The organism is Paenibacillus sp. OAS669, assembly GCF_014873645.1.
GTDB classification, from domain to species: domain Bacteria; phylum Bacillota; class Bacilli; order Paenibacillales; family NBRC-103111; genus Paenibacillus_S; species Paenibacillus_S vulneris.
Map to the genome: position 1 here is coordinate 177166 of NZ_JADBDR010000016.1, position 16718 is coordinate 193883.

The 16718-nt window shown below is 51.7% G+C and carries 14 protein-coding genes and 2 rRNA genes; 7 read left to right on the forward strand and 9 right to left on the reverse strand.

Going from position 1 to position 16718, the window contains the following annotated elements; all coding sequences use genetic code 11:
• The first annotated feature begins 257 nt into the window (after nucleotides 1-257).
• The 4 genes from GGC63_RS28055 to GGC63_RS28070 all read left to right on the forward strand — a co-directional run bounded on the left by GGC63_RS28055 (nucleotide 258) and on the right by GGC63_RS28070 (nucleotide 3406).
• The gene (locus GGC63_RS28055; protein WP_192705115.1) at nucleotides 258-1100 is read left to right on the forward strand and encodes a MurR/RpiR family transcriptional regulator; all 843 of its coding nucleotides are present in this window, start codon (nucleotides 258-260) and stop codon (nucleotides 1098-1100) included.
• A 20-nt stretch (nucleotides 1101-1120) separates the two neighbouring features.
• Nucleotides 1121-1849 (forward strand): glucosamine-6-phosphate deaminase, encoded by a 729-nt coding sequence (gene nagB, locus GGC63_RS28060; RefSeq protein WP_192705116.1) that lies wholly within the window; start codon nucleotides 1121-1123, stop codon nucleotides 1847-1849.
• A complete protein-coding gene (nagA, locus tag GGC63_RS28065; RefSeq protein WP_192705117.1) occupies nucleotides 1846-3030 on the forward strand; it encodes an N-acetylglucosamine-6-phosphate deacetylase in 1185 nt (394 codons plus the stop codon). The genes nagB and nagA overlap by 4 nt, the downstream gene beginning before the upstream one ends.
• A gap of 202 nt (nucleotides 3031-3232) precedes the next feature.
• The gene (locus GGC63_RS28070; RefSeq protein WP_192705118.1) at nucleotides 3233-3406 is read left to right on the forward strand and encodes a hypothetical protein; all 174 of its coding nucleotides are present in this window, start codon (nucleotides 3233-3235) and stop codon (nucleotides 3404-3406) included.
• A 524-nt stretch (nucleotides 3407-3930) separates the two neighbouring features.
• Here GGC63_RS28070 and murQ read toward each other — a convergent pair.
• The 7 genes from murQ to GGC63_RS28105 form a co-directional block, all read right to left on the reverse strand.
• Nucleotides 3931-4848, reverse strand: a complete 918-nt coding sequence (gene murQ / locus GGC63_RS28075; RefSeq protein ID WP_192705119.1) for an N-acetylmuramic acid 6-phosphate etherase — start codon at nucleotides 4846-4848, stop codon at nucleotides 3931-3933.
• Nucleotides 4841-5884 (reverse strand): N-acetylglucosamine kinase, encoded by a 1044-nt coding sequence (locus GGC63_RS28080; protein ID WP_192705120.1) that lies wholly within the window; start codon nucleotides 5882-5884, stop codon nucleotides 4841-4843. The genes murQ and GGC63_RS28080 overlap by 8 nt, the downstream gene beginning before the upstream one ends.
• 78 nt (nucleotides 5885-5962) lie before the next feature.
• On the reverse strand, nucleotides 5963-6787 hold the full coding sequence (locus GGC63_RS28085; RefSeq protein WP_192705121.1) for a carbohydrate ABC transporter permease: 825 nt from the start codon (nucleotides 6785-6787) through the stop codon (nucleotides 5963-5965).
• A 13-nt stretch (nucleotides 6788-6800) separates the two neighbouring features.
• Entirely contained in the window at nucleotides 6801-7754 is a 954-nt protein-coding gene (locus GGC63_RS28090; RefSeq protein ID WP_192705122.1) for a carbohydrate ABC transporter permease, read from the reverse strand.
• Between the two features lie 34 nt (nucleotides 7755-7788).
• Nucleotides 7789-9087: an ABC transporter substrate-binding protein gene (locus GGC63_RS28095; RefSeq protein ID WP_079914008.1), complete on the reverse strand. Its 1299-nt coding sequence runs from the start codon at nucleotides 9085-9087 to the stop codon at nucleotides 7789-7791.
• A 33-nt stretch (nucleotides 9088-9120) separates the two neighbouring features.
• Entirely contained in the window at nucleotides 9121-10149 is a 1029-nt protein-coding gene (locus GGC63_RS28100) for a serine hydrolase domain-containing protein (RefSeq protein WP_192705123.1), read from the reverse strand.
• A complete protein-coding gene (locus GGC63_RS28105) occupies nucleotides 10142-11002 on the reverse strand; it encodes a MurR/RpiR family transcriptional regulator (RefSeq protein WP_079914006.1) in 861 nt (286 codons plus the stop codon). Before GGC63_RS28105 ends, GGC63_RS28100 begins: the two co-directional genes overlap by 8 nt.
• A gap of 215 nt (nucleotides 11003-11217) precedes the next feature.
• Here GGC63_RS28105 and GGC63_RS28110 point away from each other — a divergent pair, with 215 nt between their 5' ends.
• The 3 genes from GGC63_RS28110 (at nucleotide 11218) to GGC63_RS28120 (ending at nucleotide 16130) form a co-directional block, all read left to right on the forward strand.
• Nucleotides 11218-12111 carry an AraC family transcriptional regulator gene (locus GGC63_RS28110; RefSeq protein WP_192705124.1) on the forward strand — a complete coding sequence of 298 codons (894 nt, stop codon included), beginning with the start codon at nucleotides 11218-11220 and terminating at the stop codon, nucleotides 12109-12111.
• A gap of 121 nt (nucleotides 12112-12232) precedes the next feature.
• Complete coding sequence (locus GGC63_RS28115; protein ID WP_192705125.1) at nucleotides 12233-13561, forward strand: ABC transporter substrate-binding protein; 1329 nt, start codon at nucleotides 12233-12235, stop codon at nucleotides 13559-13561.
• 1 nt (nucleotide 13562) lies between these two features.
• Nucleotides 13563-16130, forward strand: coding sequence for a glycosyl hydrolase family 95 catalytic domain-containing protein (locus GGC63_RS28120; RefSeq protein ID WP_192705126.1), 2568 nt, complete (start codon nucleotides 13563-13565; stop codon nucleotides 16128-16130).
• Nucleotides 16131-16261: 131 nt separating this feature from the next.
• On the opposite strand, the gene rrf is transcribed toward GGC63_RS28120, so the two are convergent.
• Together rrf and GGC63_RS28130 are read right to left on the reverse strand one after the other, a co-directional pair.
• Nucleotides 16262-16378 (reverse strand): 5S ribosomal RNA (gene rrf / locus GGC63_RS28125).
• A 199-nt stretch (nucleotides 16379-16577) separates the two neighbouring features.
• Nucleotides 16578-16718, reverse strand: a 23S ribosomal RNA gene (locus tag GGC63_RS28130); the annotation flags it as partial.

Below are 16718 nucleotides of genomic sequence, written 5' to 3' on the forward strand. Positions count from 1 at the left end.
TCACCTCAGTTTCGGTTTTGATGTACATGTCAACCTGTCTCGTCAGGTTAGGCAAGCTTCATTCTACACCCGCCGTCAGGGAACGTCTTATAAAGTATGGAATTGGATTCTCAATTTTGGAACCGCTATCTTTTCAATTTCTTAGACCGGGTCGGAGGTTATTGCTATTGGTTTGGAAATTCGTTATAGTTAGGATGTAAAAGTTTTTCTTGTTTTTTTAGTATATATGAAAATAATTTTCTTTTAAAGAGGTAAGTATGGCCGGAATATTAAGCGCTATTCAAGAGCAAATGGAATCGATGAACCCGAAGGAGAAGGAGATTGCCGCCTATGTCCTGGCCCACCCGCAAAATATCGTCCAAATGGGCATCACTGAGCTCTCACAGCAATCCGGAGGAAGCACGGCTACCATCTCCCGCTTCTGCAAGATGTTTCACTTTTCCGGCTACACGGAATTTAAAGTCAAGCTTGCGGCTGAGCTGGCTCAGCTGCCTTCGGTTCAATCTTATCAAGATATTATTGCGGGCAATCCGCTTTCAAGCATCGTTGCCGCCATGGAGGCCAATCACGTAAGCTCAATCACCGACACCACGCGCATGCTGGACCTGAAGCAGCTGCAGAAGGCGATCGACGCGCTCCAATCGGCGCGCCAGATCGATCTGTACGGCGTTGCTACGTCAGGGCTCGTTGCGCAGGACTTTTATCAAAAGCTGGTGCGTATCGGCAAACGGGCTTTCGCCTTCTCCGACCCGCATATGCAGATTACTTCCGCATCCAATCTGACGAGCGAGGATGTCGCTATAGGAATTTCCTATTCCGGGGAAACAGGGGAGACGATCGCAGCGCTGAAATGCGCGGCCGAGAACGGAGCGACTACCATTTCGTTGACCAAGTTCGGCACGAATACGTTGACGTCCCTTGCCTCGATCTCTTTATTCACCTCCACCCTGGAGGAAGGAATGCGCCGCGGCGACATGGCATCGCGCATTGCCCAGCTGCATGTCATCGATATTTTATTCGTCGGACTTATCAGCGACCGGTTCGATGAACTGGTCCCCCGTCTTGAAACATCTTTTCACATGGTTAAAAAATACCGCTAATCACAAGGAGCAGATAACTCGTGAATCTACTGACCTTTGACTCTCATGAAAAGCTGCATGAATCCGGGGCGAGCATTATTACCGGACTCGTGCAAACGAACCCTCGCGCCGTCCTCGGCCTGGCCACGGGAGGAACGCCTATCGGCATTTATGAAGAAATCGTCAAGAGCTACCAGCGCGGTCTGGTAAGCTTCCGTGACGTGACTTCCTTCAACCTTGATGAATATGTGGGACTTCCGGAGGATCATGCCGAAAGCTATCGGAATTATATGAATACACATCTGTTTAACCATATCGATTTGCCGCGCAGCCAGGCGCATATCCCTGACGGCAATGCCGCAGATCCGGTCGCTGAGTGCAAGCGGTACGATAAGCTATTGGAGCAGGCCAAACAAATTGATCTGCAGCTGCTCGGTCTCGGACATAACGGGCATATCGGCTTCAATGAGCCGGACCATGCCTTGATCAGCGGGACTCATGTTGTGGAGCTGCGTGAAGAAACCCGTAAGGCGAACGCAAGGTTTTTTGAATCTATGGACCAGGTCCCTACTCATGCTTTGACCATGGGAGTAGGAACGATTCTTAAAGCCAAAATGATTTTGCTGGTTGTGAAGGGCACGGACAAGGCCGAGATCGTCCATCGTGCCCTGACGGGACCTATTACTACGGATTGCCCTGCATCGCTGCTGCAAACGCACCCTCACTTAGTCGTACTGGTAGATTCGGAAGCTGGGAGGCTGTTCAAATGAGTCAAGGTAAAAGTACCTATCTCTATAATGTAAGAATCGTCACGCCAGATACCACCGTAAAGAACGGATGGATTCTGCTATCCGATGGACGCATCGCCGCTATCGGCAAAGAAACCGGGAGCGTCGAGCACGCCCGGACATTAGCCCGGGACTGTGAAGTGATTGACGGCCAAGGCGGCTATATATTGCCGGGCTTCATCGATGTCCACGTTCATGGAGGCTACGGACATGACTTTATGGATGCGGATGCCGAAGGACTCGATGCGATCACCCGCTTCCATGCTCAGAATGGTACGAGCATCATGCTGGCAACCACCGTTACCGCCTCCAAGGAGGATATCGATCAAGTACTCACGCGGGTTCAAAGCTACCGCGAGGCAGGAATGCCTTACGCCCAGCTGCACGGCGTTCATCTGGAAGGGCCCTACATCAGCGCCAAATGGCCCGGCGCGCAAAATCCGCAGTTCATCGTCCCTCCACAGCCCGCATGGCTGCAGGATTGGACGCAGCGCTTCCCTGGTCTGATCAAGATGCAGACGCTGGCGCCGGAATCCGAAGGCGCCCTGGAATACATCGAGGCTCTGGCCCAGCAAGGCATCGTGGCCGCATTGGGTCATACGGATGCTTCGTATGATCAAGTGATGCTTGCCGCCGAGCATGGCTTGAGCCATGCCGTGCATACCTTCAATGCTATGACCCGCCTGCATCATCGCGAGCCGGGAACCGTCGGAGCGGTGCTCACCAATCCGGCGATCATGGCGGAAGTTATCGCCGACGGCCATCATGTCCATCCTGCCTGCATTCGCCTGCTGGCGCAAATGAAGGGCCCGGACAATCTGCTGCTCATTACCGACGCCATGTCAGCTGCGGGTCTCGGGAACGGCGAGTACAAGCTCGGTGGTCTCGACGTCATCGTACATGGCGGCGTTGCGCGGCTTAAGGAAGGCGATAGCCTGGCAGGCAGCACGCTGACTATGATCGAAGCGTTCCGTTATGCCGTCCGTGAGGCCGGCATCAGTATCGAGCATGCAAGCCGTATGGCGAGCGACACCCCGGCCCGCAGACTCGGCATCGAATCCGAGACCGGAGCGATTGAGGCGGGTAAGCAAGCGGACGTGCTGCTGCTAAACAAAGATCTCGAGCTGGAACGCGTCTGGATTCAAGGACGCGTAATTCGCTAAAAAACTTGTACTCATCATTCTTAAATACTCAAACGCCAGGGAGCATCCGTATCAGCTCCTTGGCGTTTTATTTATACGCCGGCATCCCCTATGAATAAAGTCAATCCTCCAGGGAAGGTTATAGTTGAAATTTAAGGATGATTGCAGATGCTACAAGACGTTTTATGCTTTCAAAAGAGAACATAGAAGAGGAGGGATACGAATGACCGACGCGAAACCTAAGGGTCTTGTGGAGTTTCACCAGCCGCCTGCGAAGCTCGTGGCCGATAGAGCCGGAGATGAAGAGATGCGGGAGCATCTAGATGAAATGATCCAAAACGACGGCTATCCCGGAAGCTGCACGGTGATGGATACCTCAGCGGAAGATAAGGGCTGAGCCATCATCTGCCACACCTTAATACAAAGCAGGCTGTGCCACTTATCTTCATGGCCAGCCTGCTTCTTCCTGTTTCTCGTGACTTGCGCTTCAAAAAGCCTAATTGAAACCTGCCCTCGACTTAACGCGTTCACGAACGATGATGGGCTTCGCACAGCGAATTGTTTTATTGCTTAGTCCATACATGATTTGCCCATTGTATAAGGCGAAGCTGAAACAGCGATTCGGTCTCCACGTCCGGAGCCGATGTCCCTGCCTTACTCCTCCTCCTACAAAAAAAGCTTGCCGTCTAGGCCAAGCTTCAGGTTGTTGAGAAATCCTGTTTTGCGAGAACTATGCTATAAATGGAGAGTGGGGTATGCCTCGGAGGAGCGATAGCGTCCGCCTTTGAAACCCGTGAAAATACTGATAAAAATAGAATCAACTTTCACGGGTTTCAACAGCGGCTGGAGGGGTATACCCCACCGGAATGTATCGAAATAGTTCAAGCACTTCAGGCTTCCCAAAAGACTCAAGCTTGGCCGCTAGGCCAAGCTTTTCCTCTCCAGCCACTTGATCGCCTCACCAAAATGCTGGCCGCACTCCGTCAGCGCTTCTACCGCCTGTTCCTTCTCTACGCCGAAGCGGATCATCAGGATCGCCACTCGGGCGTCGCCATCTGCCTGATGGGCAAAGGCCGCAGCCACCTCGCGGTCCACCTTGGCAGCTTCGCTTACGATTCTTACTACCCGGTCGCGAAGCTTCTCATTGGTCGCCTGCACGTTGACCATCAGGTTGCCATATACCTTACCAAGCCGGATCATCGCCGTCGTCGTAATCATGTTCAGCACCATCTTGGTTGCCGTTCCCGCTTTGAGACGGGTGGAGCCGGTGACGATCTCTGGGCCTACCGGCACTTCAATGGCATACTCTGCGGCCTGGCTAAGCTTAGTGCTCTCATTGCAGGAGATGCCTGCGGTCATTGCCCCTATCTCCCGCGCACGACGGATCGCGCCGATGACATAAGGCGTATTGCCGCTGGCTGCAATGCCTACTACGGCATCGTTAGCCGTGACATGCGCTTCGATCTCCCTCGCTCCCGCTTCATCGTCATCCTCCGCATTTTCAATCGCCGTCGTAATGGCCGTCTCTCCCCCGGCTATCAGTCCGGTGACAAGCGACTTGTCGACGCCGAATGTCGGCGGACACTCGGAGGCGTCCAGCACGCCTAATCTCCCGCTAGTTCCGGCTCCTACGTAGAATAACCTCCCTCCACGCCTCATCACTTCCACTATCGCTTCGACAGCACGAGTGATCTGTGGCAGCGATCGCTGCACGGAGCTGGCAACCGTCTGGTCTTCTTCATTCATTAATCGGATAATTTCAGGAACGCTAAGCTGGTCCAATTGCGCTGATTTGGCGTTCCTCTGCTCGGTTACGGGTTGTACTGTGCTTTTATCCAACTGTCGCTTCCCCTCCTGCCTCCCAGTCGGCAATATGCTGTTTGATGTTATCGGTTATTTGTATTCCCGCTTGCTTTAACGCAAGAATATAGCAGCCGGCCGCAGGCGGGATGCCAAGCCTTCTTAGGCTTAGCCCGCTTGCCGCGACAGCTTCATGGGCTGACAGCCGGCGCACGAACCCCTCGTTTGCGAATAATCCTCCGCTTAGTACAACCGGCAGCCGGGATACATCGGCATCCGGACGCAGCTCGGCCAGCCTTCTTTTTGCCGTAATGATAAGCTCGGCCAGCTCGGCAGCAGCCTTTTGTACAATCTTCTCCGCCACTTCATCCCCTTGCTCTGCTGTCATCAAGGTCCATTTGGCCGCATCGGCAATCACCGTACGAGGATTCGCCTGGCTGTACACATAGCTGATGATCTGATTAGGGTCGGACAGCGACCAATATGCCAATAGCTGCTCCGTCAACCGGGTCTTCACTCCTCGCCCGTCATGCTCCTTCATGACAGCCACCAAGGCCTGTCTGCCAATATCATAGCCACTGCCCTCATCACCCAGCAAATATCCCCATCCGCCTACACGGACATAAGTGTCGCTTTCCGGCAAATAGCCGTAGGCGATAGATCCCGTTCCCGAGATGAGAACAATGCCGCCTTCCCCCCAGGTGCCAGCCGCCAACGCGGTAATCGCATCATTATGAACCGTAATGGTGGCATGCTCGGGGAGCAGCTCCCGCATGAACGCATACAAGCGTTTCCTCTCCTCCGGCCGGTCCGCCCCGGCCAAGCCGAGAAACACTCCGGCCAATTGGTCCATAGGACTCCTAGACAGCTCCATCGCTTGTTCAATAAGCTCTTTCAGCACGCGCTTTACTTCGTCCCACGGACGGGATTTGATGCTGCTCGATTCTCCATAGCAGATGGCCAATATGCGGCCGGTGCCGTCGCCGATGATGCAGGCGGTCTTGGTCCCTCCGCCATCGATCCCGATATATCTTCGGTTCCTGAGCTCTTCCTCTGCTTGTTCCCTCTTATCCATCAGCCGCAATCCCCCTTTCATCGAAAGCCTCGTTTATTAACCTTGTCGGATACGGCCAATACCGGCTGCTTTGCCATCCTATTTGACGGCTCCGGCAGTCATCCCTTCCATGAACTGCTTGGATGCCACGGCGAACAAAATGATCATCGGCAGCGACGACAGCGTGAGCCCCGCGAACAGCACGCTCCAGTCCGTGGAGTACTCGCTGAACAGCGTCAGCATACCTACGGGAATCGTCTTTTTCGCTTCCTCTTGAACGAAGATTAACGGAAAGAAGAAATCGTTCCAGACAGTAATAAAATTCATGATCATAACCGTGCCCAACGCCGGCCTCATCAACGGCGCAATAATGCGCACCAAAATATTCAGATTCGAGCAGCCGTCGATTCTCCCTGCTTCCTCCAGCTCCTTAGGCAGCGTCCGGAAAAATCCCGTCAAGATGAGAACCGCCAAAGGGAGACCTATCGCCACATAGACCAATATCAGCGATAATTGCGTATTCAGCAGCTGCAAATTTTTCATTAGCATAAACAGAGGTACAATCCCCAGCTTGATCGGTATCATCATGCCTAATAGAAAGTAGAAGAACAGCGCCCCATTCCATTTAAACGAAAAACGCGCGATATAGAACGAAGCGAGCGAGCCGAATACGATGATCAATGCGACGGAGATGATGCTAACAGCTGCGCTGTTCCAGAAGTAGTCGAAGTAATGGACCTGCTCCAGCAGCTTGCGGTATGCCGCAAGACTCCACACATCAGGCAAAGCGAGCGGGTTTTTGAAAATTTCAATGTTCGTTTTCAGCGATGAAAGCAGCATGAGGAAGATCGGGTAGAGACTTAAGACGGCGAACAAGAAAGCAATAACATACTGTACAATGCGAATTCCAAGCGAATGTTTCAATGCAAGCCCTCCTCTACTCGATGTCCTTTTTCTTCATCAGTGCCATGAAAACCGCCGATAACGAAGCGATAATGAAAAATAATGTGACCGCCAGCGCCGAACCAAGACCGATAGCCGTTCCGTCGCCGCTAGAGGAGCCAAATGCCGTACGGTAAAAGAACACGGCCAGCGTATCCGTCGAATGAACCGGTTCCCCCTGCGACCCCTGCATTGCGTACACCAGCTCAAACGCTTCAAAGGCTTGCACGAAGGTGAATACCGTAATAATAACGACGGACTGCATCATCATCGGCAATATGATCGACCGGATCAGCCTGAATCCTTTAACCCCGTCCAGCCGGGCCGCTTCCAGCACCTCTTGAGAGATGGAATGCAGGCCAGCCAGCAGAATCAATACCGCGAAGCCGATACCGAACCAGCAGTTCGCCAGAATAATGGCTGTCAACGCCGTGACCGGCTCTCCGAGCCACGGTCTCGCCCACTGCTCCAGGCCGATTTGCTTCAGAAACACATTGACGGCTCCGAAGTTCGGATTCAGCATCAGCTTCCACAGAAAGCCTACAACAATGACGGACAAGAGCCTCGGCAAAAAGTAGGCCATTTTGAACAGCTCTGCGCCCTTGACCTTCGAGAAAATGATATAGGCCAATACAAAAGCGATGCCGTTTTGGAAAATCATTTCCAGCACAAAATAATACGCGTTATGGGCAAGGGAATTCCAGAAATACGTATTGAAGGGTTCTTTCGTAAACAGCGTGACGAAATTTCCGATACCGAGAAAAGCGCCTTTCCTTAAGCCCTGCCAGTCGAACAAGCTGTAGCTGAATGCAGCCAGAATCGGGTAAACGATGAACAGCGTAAAGACGGCGAGGGCCGGAATCGGAAACAGATGAATAAATCCTTTTCTCCAGTTGAATGATTTAGGCTTATGCTTGGGTGCTTGCAGTTGAACATTCGTTCCATTCATGTGCGCCTCGCCGCCTTTTCCATCTGTATTTTACTTACTTGCCTGCAGGCTTGAACCAGGTATCCGCGCTTTTTTGCACTTCCTCCACAACGTCTTGCGGCGTTTGCTTATTCAGATACATACCCTGCAGCGCCGTTTCCAGTGTGACCTTGGTTGTAGGGTTGCCGGAGCTGAAATGAACCACAAACATATAAGGAGTAGAGATGCTGTTGGCAAATTTGGAAATCTTCGTGACGATCGGATCCGCCGCTTCCACACCTGGAATGGTGCTAGGCTTCATCAGCTCGTTCGCTACAAGCTGACCGAAATCCTTTGTCGTCATAAACTCGATGAATTTCATGGCCTCCGCTTTATTCTTGGACGCTTTGTTAACCGAGAACGATCCGTCTACCCAGGTGGTTACCGTCGCTTTGCCGCCTGCAGGAGCAGGTACCGGGAAAACATCCATTTCCAGCGCCGGGTTCATCTTCTTCATCACCGCAAGCTCCCAGTCTCCCATGACCATCATGCCGGCCTGCTCGGTAACGAACAGATTGCGCATGTCATCCATGGAAATACCGACATAGTTATCCGGGAAATATTTCGTTAAGCCTTGCATCATCTGGATGGAGTCGACAAACGCCTTATCCTTGAAGTTCGTTTGGCCCGACGTTATTTTGCTTACAAAATCGTTAGCGCCATAAAAGCCTGGCCCCAGAGCTCCGTGCGTCAACGACAAAATCCAGCCTTCCTTGGAGCCGAAGGCAAACGGAGTCACCTTGTTTTGCTTCAGCGTATCCGCCGCTTTGATCAAATCATCCCAGGTCTTCGGTTCCTCGATATTGAATTTCTTGAACAGCTTCTTGTTATAAAAAATTTGGGTGGAGCTGAACACGGTGGGAACGCCGTATACCTTGCCATCCTTGCCGGTCGCCGCCGCCAGTGTATCCTTGGACATGACGCTTAACCCTTTGACCGAATCCAACGGCTCCAGGTACCCTGCATCCGCCAGGGCAATGCCCGCCGCATAAGGACGAAGCTGAATAATGTCCGGACCGCTGCCGGTTTGAAGCGCCGTATTCAATACCGTATTATATTCCGTGTTTTTGGTCGGCTTGAACTCAATTTCCACGTTCGGATTTTTCTTCTGATACTCTTTAATAATTTTTTCGTAGGCATCCTTATCCTCGGTCCGCCAGCTGCCCATCGTCAGCTTCACTTTTTGCTGCGGCTGCGTTGATGCCTCCCCCTTGTTATCCTTTGGAGCCGTCGTGGCCGCAGGCGTGTTCGATGAGCTGCAACCGGCCAGTGACGCTGCCAATATTGCTGCAAGAACCAGAGAAACATGTTTCATGTTGATTATTCCTCCCTTTATTGTTCTTCTTTTTTATTTAACCCCATGAATCGAGGAATAAATACTTTTGTGTAACAGCGGCCGCAGCTCTCTTATCGGAGTTGCCCTTCCGTAATGAACGGCATTCGTCAGAAACACTACCACCAGCCCGCTTACGGGCTCTATCCACAGGCTCGTTCCGGTAAAGCCGGTATGTCCGAAGCTTCCATGGGGCCAATGGTTGCTGCAGCTCGGTGCAGACTCCTGCCCGTGCCATATCTCCCAGCCAAGCCCGCGTCCCAGAAACGGCTCCGTTATACAGCGCCTGCGCCACTCCTCCGGTAGTACGCCCGGGTTCGCCGGCAGCCAGCTTCTCCCGTATCGCGCCAGGTCGGCTGCCGTGGCAAACAGCCCCGCACTTCCCGACACCCCGCCGAGCTGATAGCTCTTCTCGTCATGTACCTCGCCGTGAATGAAGGCTCCGTTATACTTCTCCGTCGGAGCAATGCGGTACCTATCCTTCGCTTCCGGCAAGAACCTCGTATGGTCCATTCCGAGCGGGAGATGAATTTCCCGGCGGACGAATTCGTTCAGCCTCTCTCCCGTTATCCGTTCAACTGCGGCACCAAGAAGAATGAACCCCAGATCGCTGTACTTTACCTGCGTCCCCGTCTCATAGATCAATTCCTGCTCGAATACTTCGCGCATCACATCCCGGGCTTCCAGTCGGTCCACCTTCGGCAAATCCGGCGGAAGACCGGATGAGTGCTGCAGCAAGTGACGGACCGTAACCTGCGGGTGACGAAATTCCGGGAAGTACCGCTGTACCTGGTCTTCGAGCTTCATCTGTCCTCTGGACACCAGCAGCATGACCGCCGGCAGCGTCGCCGTCACTTTGGTTAAGGATGCGATATCAAAAAGCGAATCCAGTGTTAGCGCTTTCTTCTCTTCGGAGCTTGAAAGCCTGTAGCCCCCAAACGCCTGCTGCAGCCTTGTATGGCCGCCAACGGAAATATCGATTACAGCCCCGGGGATGCTCCCGGCAGCTACCCAGCCTTCAATAAGTTGTATTATGTTATCCATTTCGCTTGGACCCGCTAACCGCTTTACGCGTCCTTTCCAGGGATTGGATGCTCTCCTCGTACGTCCGGCTGGCTATACCTACATAGAGGATGTCGATGACGTTCAGCTGCGCGATTCTTGATGCCATGGCGCCGCTTCTTATGCTCTGCTCCAATGAGCTCGTGAATAACCGGATATCGGCCATTTCCGCCACCGGATTGCTCCCGAACTTCGTCAAGGAAATGAGGGTTGCGCCGGATTCCTTGGCAATCTGCAGCGACTGAATAATATTTTCCGTCTGACCCGAATAGGAAATACCAAAGGCTACATCCTCCTTGGTCATGTTAGCCGCCAGCGTAGCCTGGGAATCAAAATCCGGCGCTGCCTCGCACCAGCGGTTAATCCGGGACAGCTTCTGCTTGAAGTCCTGGGCAATGACCGCCGAGGCCCCCACTCCAAAGAAGTACACCCTTCTTGCGCTGCTTAAGCAGTCTATCGCCCGCTCCACATCTTTAGGCGAAAGCACGGTCAACGTATCTTGAATGGAAAGCGTATTGTTATGGGAGATGGATTGGATTAAATCCTGCACCGATCCATCAATTTGTATTTCCTGATAGGAGTTCGTTTCAGAGTGAACGGCTTTGGCCAGATCCGCCGCAATGCGCAGCTTCAGCTCCTGGAACCCCTTAAGATGAAGAGATCGGGCCAGCCTGACAATAGTGGCTTCACTGACCCCCGCCAGCTCCGCTACTTTCTGCACGGAAGCGTTGACGACCGTCTCCGGATGATCCACGATGTATTGTGCAACCTTCTGCTCTGTCGGCTTTAACGTTTGCAGCGCTTCCTTTATTCCAATCAGACCGCCGTTTAACATAAGGGATATCTCCTTTGTGCCCGTTTCTTTACAAGTAGGAAAAGAACATTTACAATCTCATTATAAAATAAAATTTCCTAAAGTAAATACATTTTTGAAATTTTATTTCAGATTCTTTTTGACAATTTTCTACCCTTCTTGCTGCCGTCACAAAGGTTTTTTGCTCCCCGGTATGGAATTAAAATAAGGTAGAAACAGGATCGGAGGTGCATCGGATGCAGATTGTGACATTTAGAAGGTGGATCAACAATTTATACCTTTTTAATTACAAACATACGTACACCGCATCTATCGAACATTTTCATGCCCATGACGGTTTGGAGCTATTATATATCCATGAAGGCAGCGGAACGTTCGTTATCAACGATTCGGTCTTTCAAGTGCGTCCCCGCACGTTGATTTTGATCAAACCGTTTCAAATCCATTACATGCGTATGGAATCCCCTCCGGATTATACCCGCAGTATATTGAAGATCAAAGTATCGTCCATCGGACCGTACGCTTCGTCGTTTCCCTACCTGTCTTCGTTCCTGACGCAACTACTGGATAATAAAATGAGCCGGCAGCTGTTTTATTTAACCGATGAACAGGCGGCATACCTCGAGAATCAATTCAGTGAGATGAATGACATCCTGTCTAACGCCCCGGAAATGATGCATCGTGAAGCTGTGCTTTTGTTTTTTTACCAGTTCTTTTCCTATTTTCAACGAAAGCTGTATACAGCCGAAGAGCTGTCCAAAGAACCGTTCACTCAAGCTTCGACGCAGCATATTAACAATATTTTGAAATGGATCAACGATCATTACAAAACGCACTTCAAAATGGAGGACATCGCCCGGGACTTGCATTTGTCTCCCAATTATTTGTCGAAGCTGTTCAAAGAGCAAATCGGCAAAACCATAACCGAATATACAAGCGAAAAACGGTTGGAGGAAGCACGGGCGCTGCTTCATTCCGAGGATCTGTCCATCAAGCAGATCAGTGTCCAGACAGGCTTTCATTCCCCGTCCTATCTCATCTACTCGTTCAAGAAAAAATTCGGTATGACTCCCCATCAGTACGCGGCAGGGGTGAAAAAGCTGATACATCAGCTGAGAGAAAAAGATTGACCTATTGTAAGCGCTACCATATCTAGGATAGCATTTTGATACTTTTCTATGGCATTGTGATATCCAGTTTACTATAAGATGAACTCAAATCCACACAGGTAAAAATGGGGAGGGTTCATGTTTGGTAAATAAGAAAGCTATAACCTCGCTTCTGCTCGTCACGGCTGTCATGATGTCCGGCTGCAGCACTCAAGAAAGTCCCGCCGCAAAAAGCTGGGACCCCGGTAAGACCGAAGCTTCTGCAGCGAACACACCGTTTACCTTACTGTTTTACACGGCTCAAAACGGTAACTATGCGAATGAGGACAACTTCTCCAAGGAGATCGGCGATTTTATTACGGCGAAATTCCCTCATATCAAGGTCGAGCATATCCATAAGGGCAAAGGACAGGATTATCCTGACTTGATTGCCGCCGGCACGATTCCCGATATTATTCTAGAAAGCAGCACCAACGTAAAGCCCAGAATTATGGCGAATGATCTTCATTACGATTTGTCGGAGCTGATCAAAAAGCATAATTTCGATTTGAACAGGATTGATTCCATAGTGCTTCAGGTTTTGAAAAACTGGGGTGACGGAAAGCTGTACGGTCTTCCTTTCATGGGAAGCAACCTGATTCTTGGATATAACAAGGATATATTCGATAAATTCGGCGTTCCTTACCCTAAGGACGGCATTACCTGGGACGAAGTGTATGATTTGGTCCGCAAGGTATCCCGGGCAGAGAATGGTGTAAATTACGTCGGTCTTCGTTACAACAGCCCTCTTGTGTTCAAATATAATCAAAGATCGCTTGGCTTTATGAGCGAAAAAGAGGACAAGGCGGCAGTCAATACGGATGCCTGGAAGGATCTGTTCGCCAACTTCAAACGAATCTACGACGTGCCCAATAACGAGATTTCCATCCCGGGGGAGTTTGCCGGAGGAACCGAAGCGATGGACTTGAACGTTACCGAGAAGCTGATCACCTGGTCTCAAAAAAATCCAAGCGCCAACTGGGACATTACTGCAGCTCCTGTCTTCAAGGACGCCCCGAAGGTCGGCTTCCAGCCTAATTTCTACTCGATGTATGTGACCAAGCAATCCAAGCATAAAGATGAGGCATTCGATGTCATCGCGTACCTGCTGTCGGATGAAGTGCAGACGCAGTTATCCAAAAAGGCACTGCTCACGCCTCTTGCGGATATAAAGATCCAAGGCGTGTTCGGCCAGGATATTGAATCGCTAAAGGGGAAAAACCTGCAGGCTGTCTTCTATAACCGTTACGCGGCCCCTGCACCGATCCGCGATGCAAACTTGACGTTCGCCGATGTAGCCGGAGTCCCCGGCAATTCGTTCGACAAAATGCTCAAAAATCAAACGGATATTAATACGGCATTAAGGGAGGCCGAGGAAACGATCAACAAAGCTTTGACGGACGCCAAGGCCCAGGGAGGAGGAGGCAAATAGAATGAATCAGCTGCCTTGGCAGGGCTATCTCCCTCTTAAGGAAATGGCTAAGCAAGTAAAAATCCGGAGAACCTTGCACCCCACCTGTCCGCAGCCTCAAGCGGCCTGGTCGATGGACTCGAAGCTGTACCTGAACCACCCGTCCATCAAGGCGGCTCTATGGGGCCCGCCGGAGCAAATCACGTTAAGCATGATAAAGTCGGATGTCTTTGATCGAAGAATAGCGGATCCGCCTGTATTGACTCTGAAGGAGCTTCGGGAGGGAGCTTATTCCCAAGCGAATGAAGGCTTCCTGGACATTCAGCCGTCAGGCAATACCAGGCCCAAATACGGCTCCCTTGACCCGAGAGGCGGCCGCAGAGAGCCTTATGCCGCTTTTCGCGCCTACCCTTTTCCTTGCCAAAAGCCGGTGGGGCAGATCATCGTCCGCTGCAACGATTTCCAAGGATGCGATCCGGTGCAAACCGTCCAGCAGTGCAGCAGCGGACTAACCACCAGCACTCTGGTTCATGGGAAAGCTTCCCTTCAGCTAGATGTGCTTCTCTCGATGAAGCGCAGCGTTATTGCGATGCGGACGGAGTTCTCCGGATTGTCTTATCCTCTTTCATTCCGTTTGTACCGCCATAGAGATCAGGCGCATCGCATGTACATGAATGCCGAAGGAACGGAGTTCAAGCCTATGGAGGAACGGCAGCCCGTCTATCTGCCTAGAGGCATCGACCAGCCTATCGAATACTATCATTACGAACGTGACGCTGCATGGAACGGCCCGATAGAGCCTCCCGAGAGCGGCAGCGAGGGCAGATTTTTTTGGATACGGCAGCGGCTGCCTGCCGAGAAGACCTTTCCCGATGGCTTCGAATATGTAGTAATGGGACTTGTCAGCGGCAGCGATGCGGAGCTTGAAAGCGTCGAAAATGGCTTTGGTCTCGGCACGCCACCATATGCCGATGAAGGCTGGACATTTCACGAGAAGGACTATGACCGCATTCGGCAAGCACCGGGCGCCGCGGCTACAGCGGGCTTGCACCGGCTCAGCTCCGGTCAGGCCACGCTCTATACCGTTGTCGTCACCTCCAATGATGCTGCCGACATTATGGAATTTGCGAAACGGCAGCTTCTGGAAGCCGAAACGGACGGATTCGAAGCCTTGCTGAAGGAGAATACCGATTGGTATGATGCGTTATACGATAAAAGGGAGCATGGACGAGTGCTGTATCCCGGAGATTCGTATTATGATAAGGAAATAACTCACCTGTTCAACAACTGGGCGTGCAAGCACAGCGGCGGGTGCCGAACCGATGCCCGCAAATTTGAGGCAAGCGCCTCCTATGCAGGTATCGAAACAGACATTCAACCATGGCACAGCCTGCCATGCTATAATGAGCTGTTTTATACGCCCATGGTCGTCCGTTCCCGGGAGGACGCTCTGGATATGTGGTGGCATCTGGTCGAGCACTGGCTCCCGGCGGCTCGGAAGAATGCTTCCGAGGTATACGGCCTTCCGGGCATGATCCTTGTGCACGGGTACTTGCCTCCGGTCAAGCCGGACCGTTACGTCCACACGAACTCGGCGCTGGAGCTCTGTCTGGAAACAGGAGCTCAGGTGCTCAAAGTACTATGGGATATGTGGGATTACGCGGCAGATGAAGCCTTAATGCAGCGATTGTTATACCCGGCTTTACGTGATCTGGCGATCTTCTACCTATCCTATCTCGAGCTGCAGGAGGACGGTCTCTTCCACATCGTTCCTGCCGTCGAAGCGGAAAGCTGGGGCATCCAGCCGAAGTTCGAATACAACCGGGATACGATCAGCGCAATCTCTATGTTCCGCTGGACCTTTCACAGAGCCGCCGAGCTCGCCGATTATTTAGGTACGGATCCGAATTTGAAAGCGGATTGGCTGCATGCGGCCAACAACCTCCCTCCCTATCCGACGTACGAAACGGACGAAGGTCTTATCTATGCGGGCGTTCCAGGTATCAAGCCGCGGTGGTCCAAAGGCTGTCATCCTTGGTATATCGGTGTCTACCCAACTACCTTAGCCGATGAAATCCACCTGGATAGCGGTCCGAAGGAAAAGGAGATGATGCTGCGCACCGTTCGAAGCGTGCCTGCCGGTCATAACCGACCGGTTTATGTACTGCTTGGAGAATGTAAGGATAGGTTCCCCACGGTAGACGGCGTGCATCCAAGAACAATCGAAACCTATGCCGACCTGTGCATCGCAATTAACGAAGACCCGGAACGGGTCATTAACAGCCGGAGCGGACGTATACATTTGTTCCCTGCCGTACCGGATTGGGCCGAAATTTCGTTCCGACGATTTCAGGCCCGCGGCGGCTTCTGGGTATCCGCCGCACGAACTTCAGCCGGGGTGACTTTCGTCGAGATAGAAGCCCGCCGCTCTACCTTGTGCAAGATTATGAACCCATGGCCGGGAGAAGAGATAACCGTCGTGGAGATCAATACAGGCGATCTTATCGATTTCAAAGTCGATAGGACCCTACAGGAGTGTATCCTATTTGAAGCCGAAAAAGGCAAGACCTATCGATTGGTAAAGGAATAAAACGCAGGCCGTTTTCGGAAATCGATTCTTTCGAAAACGGCCTCTTTTTAAGTTTTAAGGTCTTATTTTGGTATGCTGGTTCAAGCGCACAAAAAAAGCAGCTGATCTGATTAAAAGATCAACTGCTTTTTGCTTGGCGACGTTCTACTCTCCCAGGACCCTTCGGTCCAAGTACCATCGACGCTGGAAGGCTTAACGTTCGTGTTCGGTATGGGTACGCGTGGTTCCCTTCCGCCATCATCACCAAACTAAGAGCTTTCGTCAGAAAGCTTACTTCGTAAGCATGTTTCTGCCAAGAAACATCCTACTTCATTTCAAGATGGCTTGCACCCTGAAAACTAGATACGAAATGCATGCGTAAAGTTCGTGAATTAGTTCCCGGTTTTTCCCGGGCCCCGAGAAAGTACTAGGAGCAAGCTTCAACGCTTCTCTTCACTTTCCTGGGTAATGGATAAGCCCTCGACCGATTAGTATTCGTCAGCTCCACACGTTGCCGTGCTTCCACCCCGAACCTATCTACCTCGTCGTCTTCAAGGGGTCTTACTTACTGGGAAATCTCATCTTGAGGGGGGCTTCACGCTTAGATGC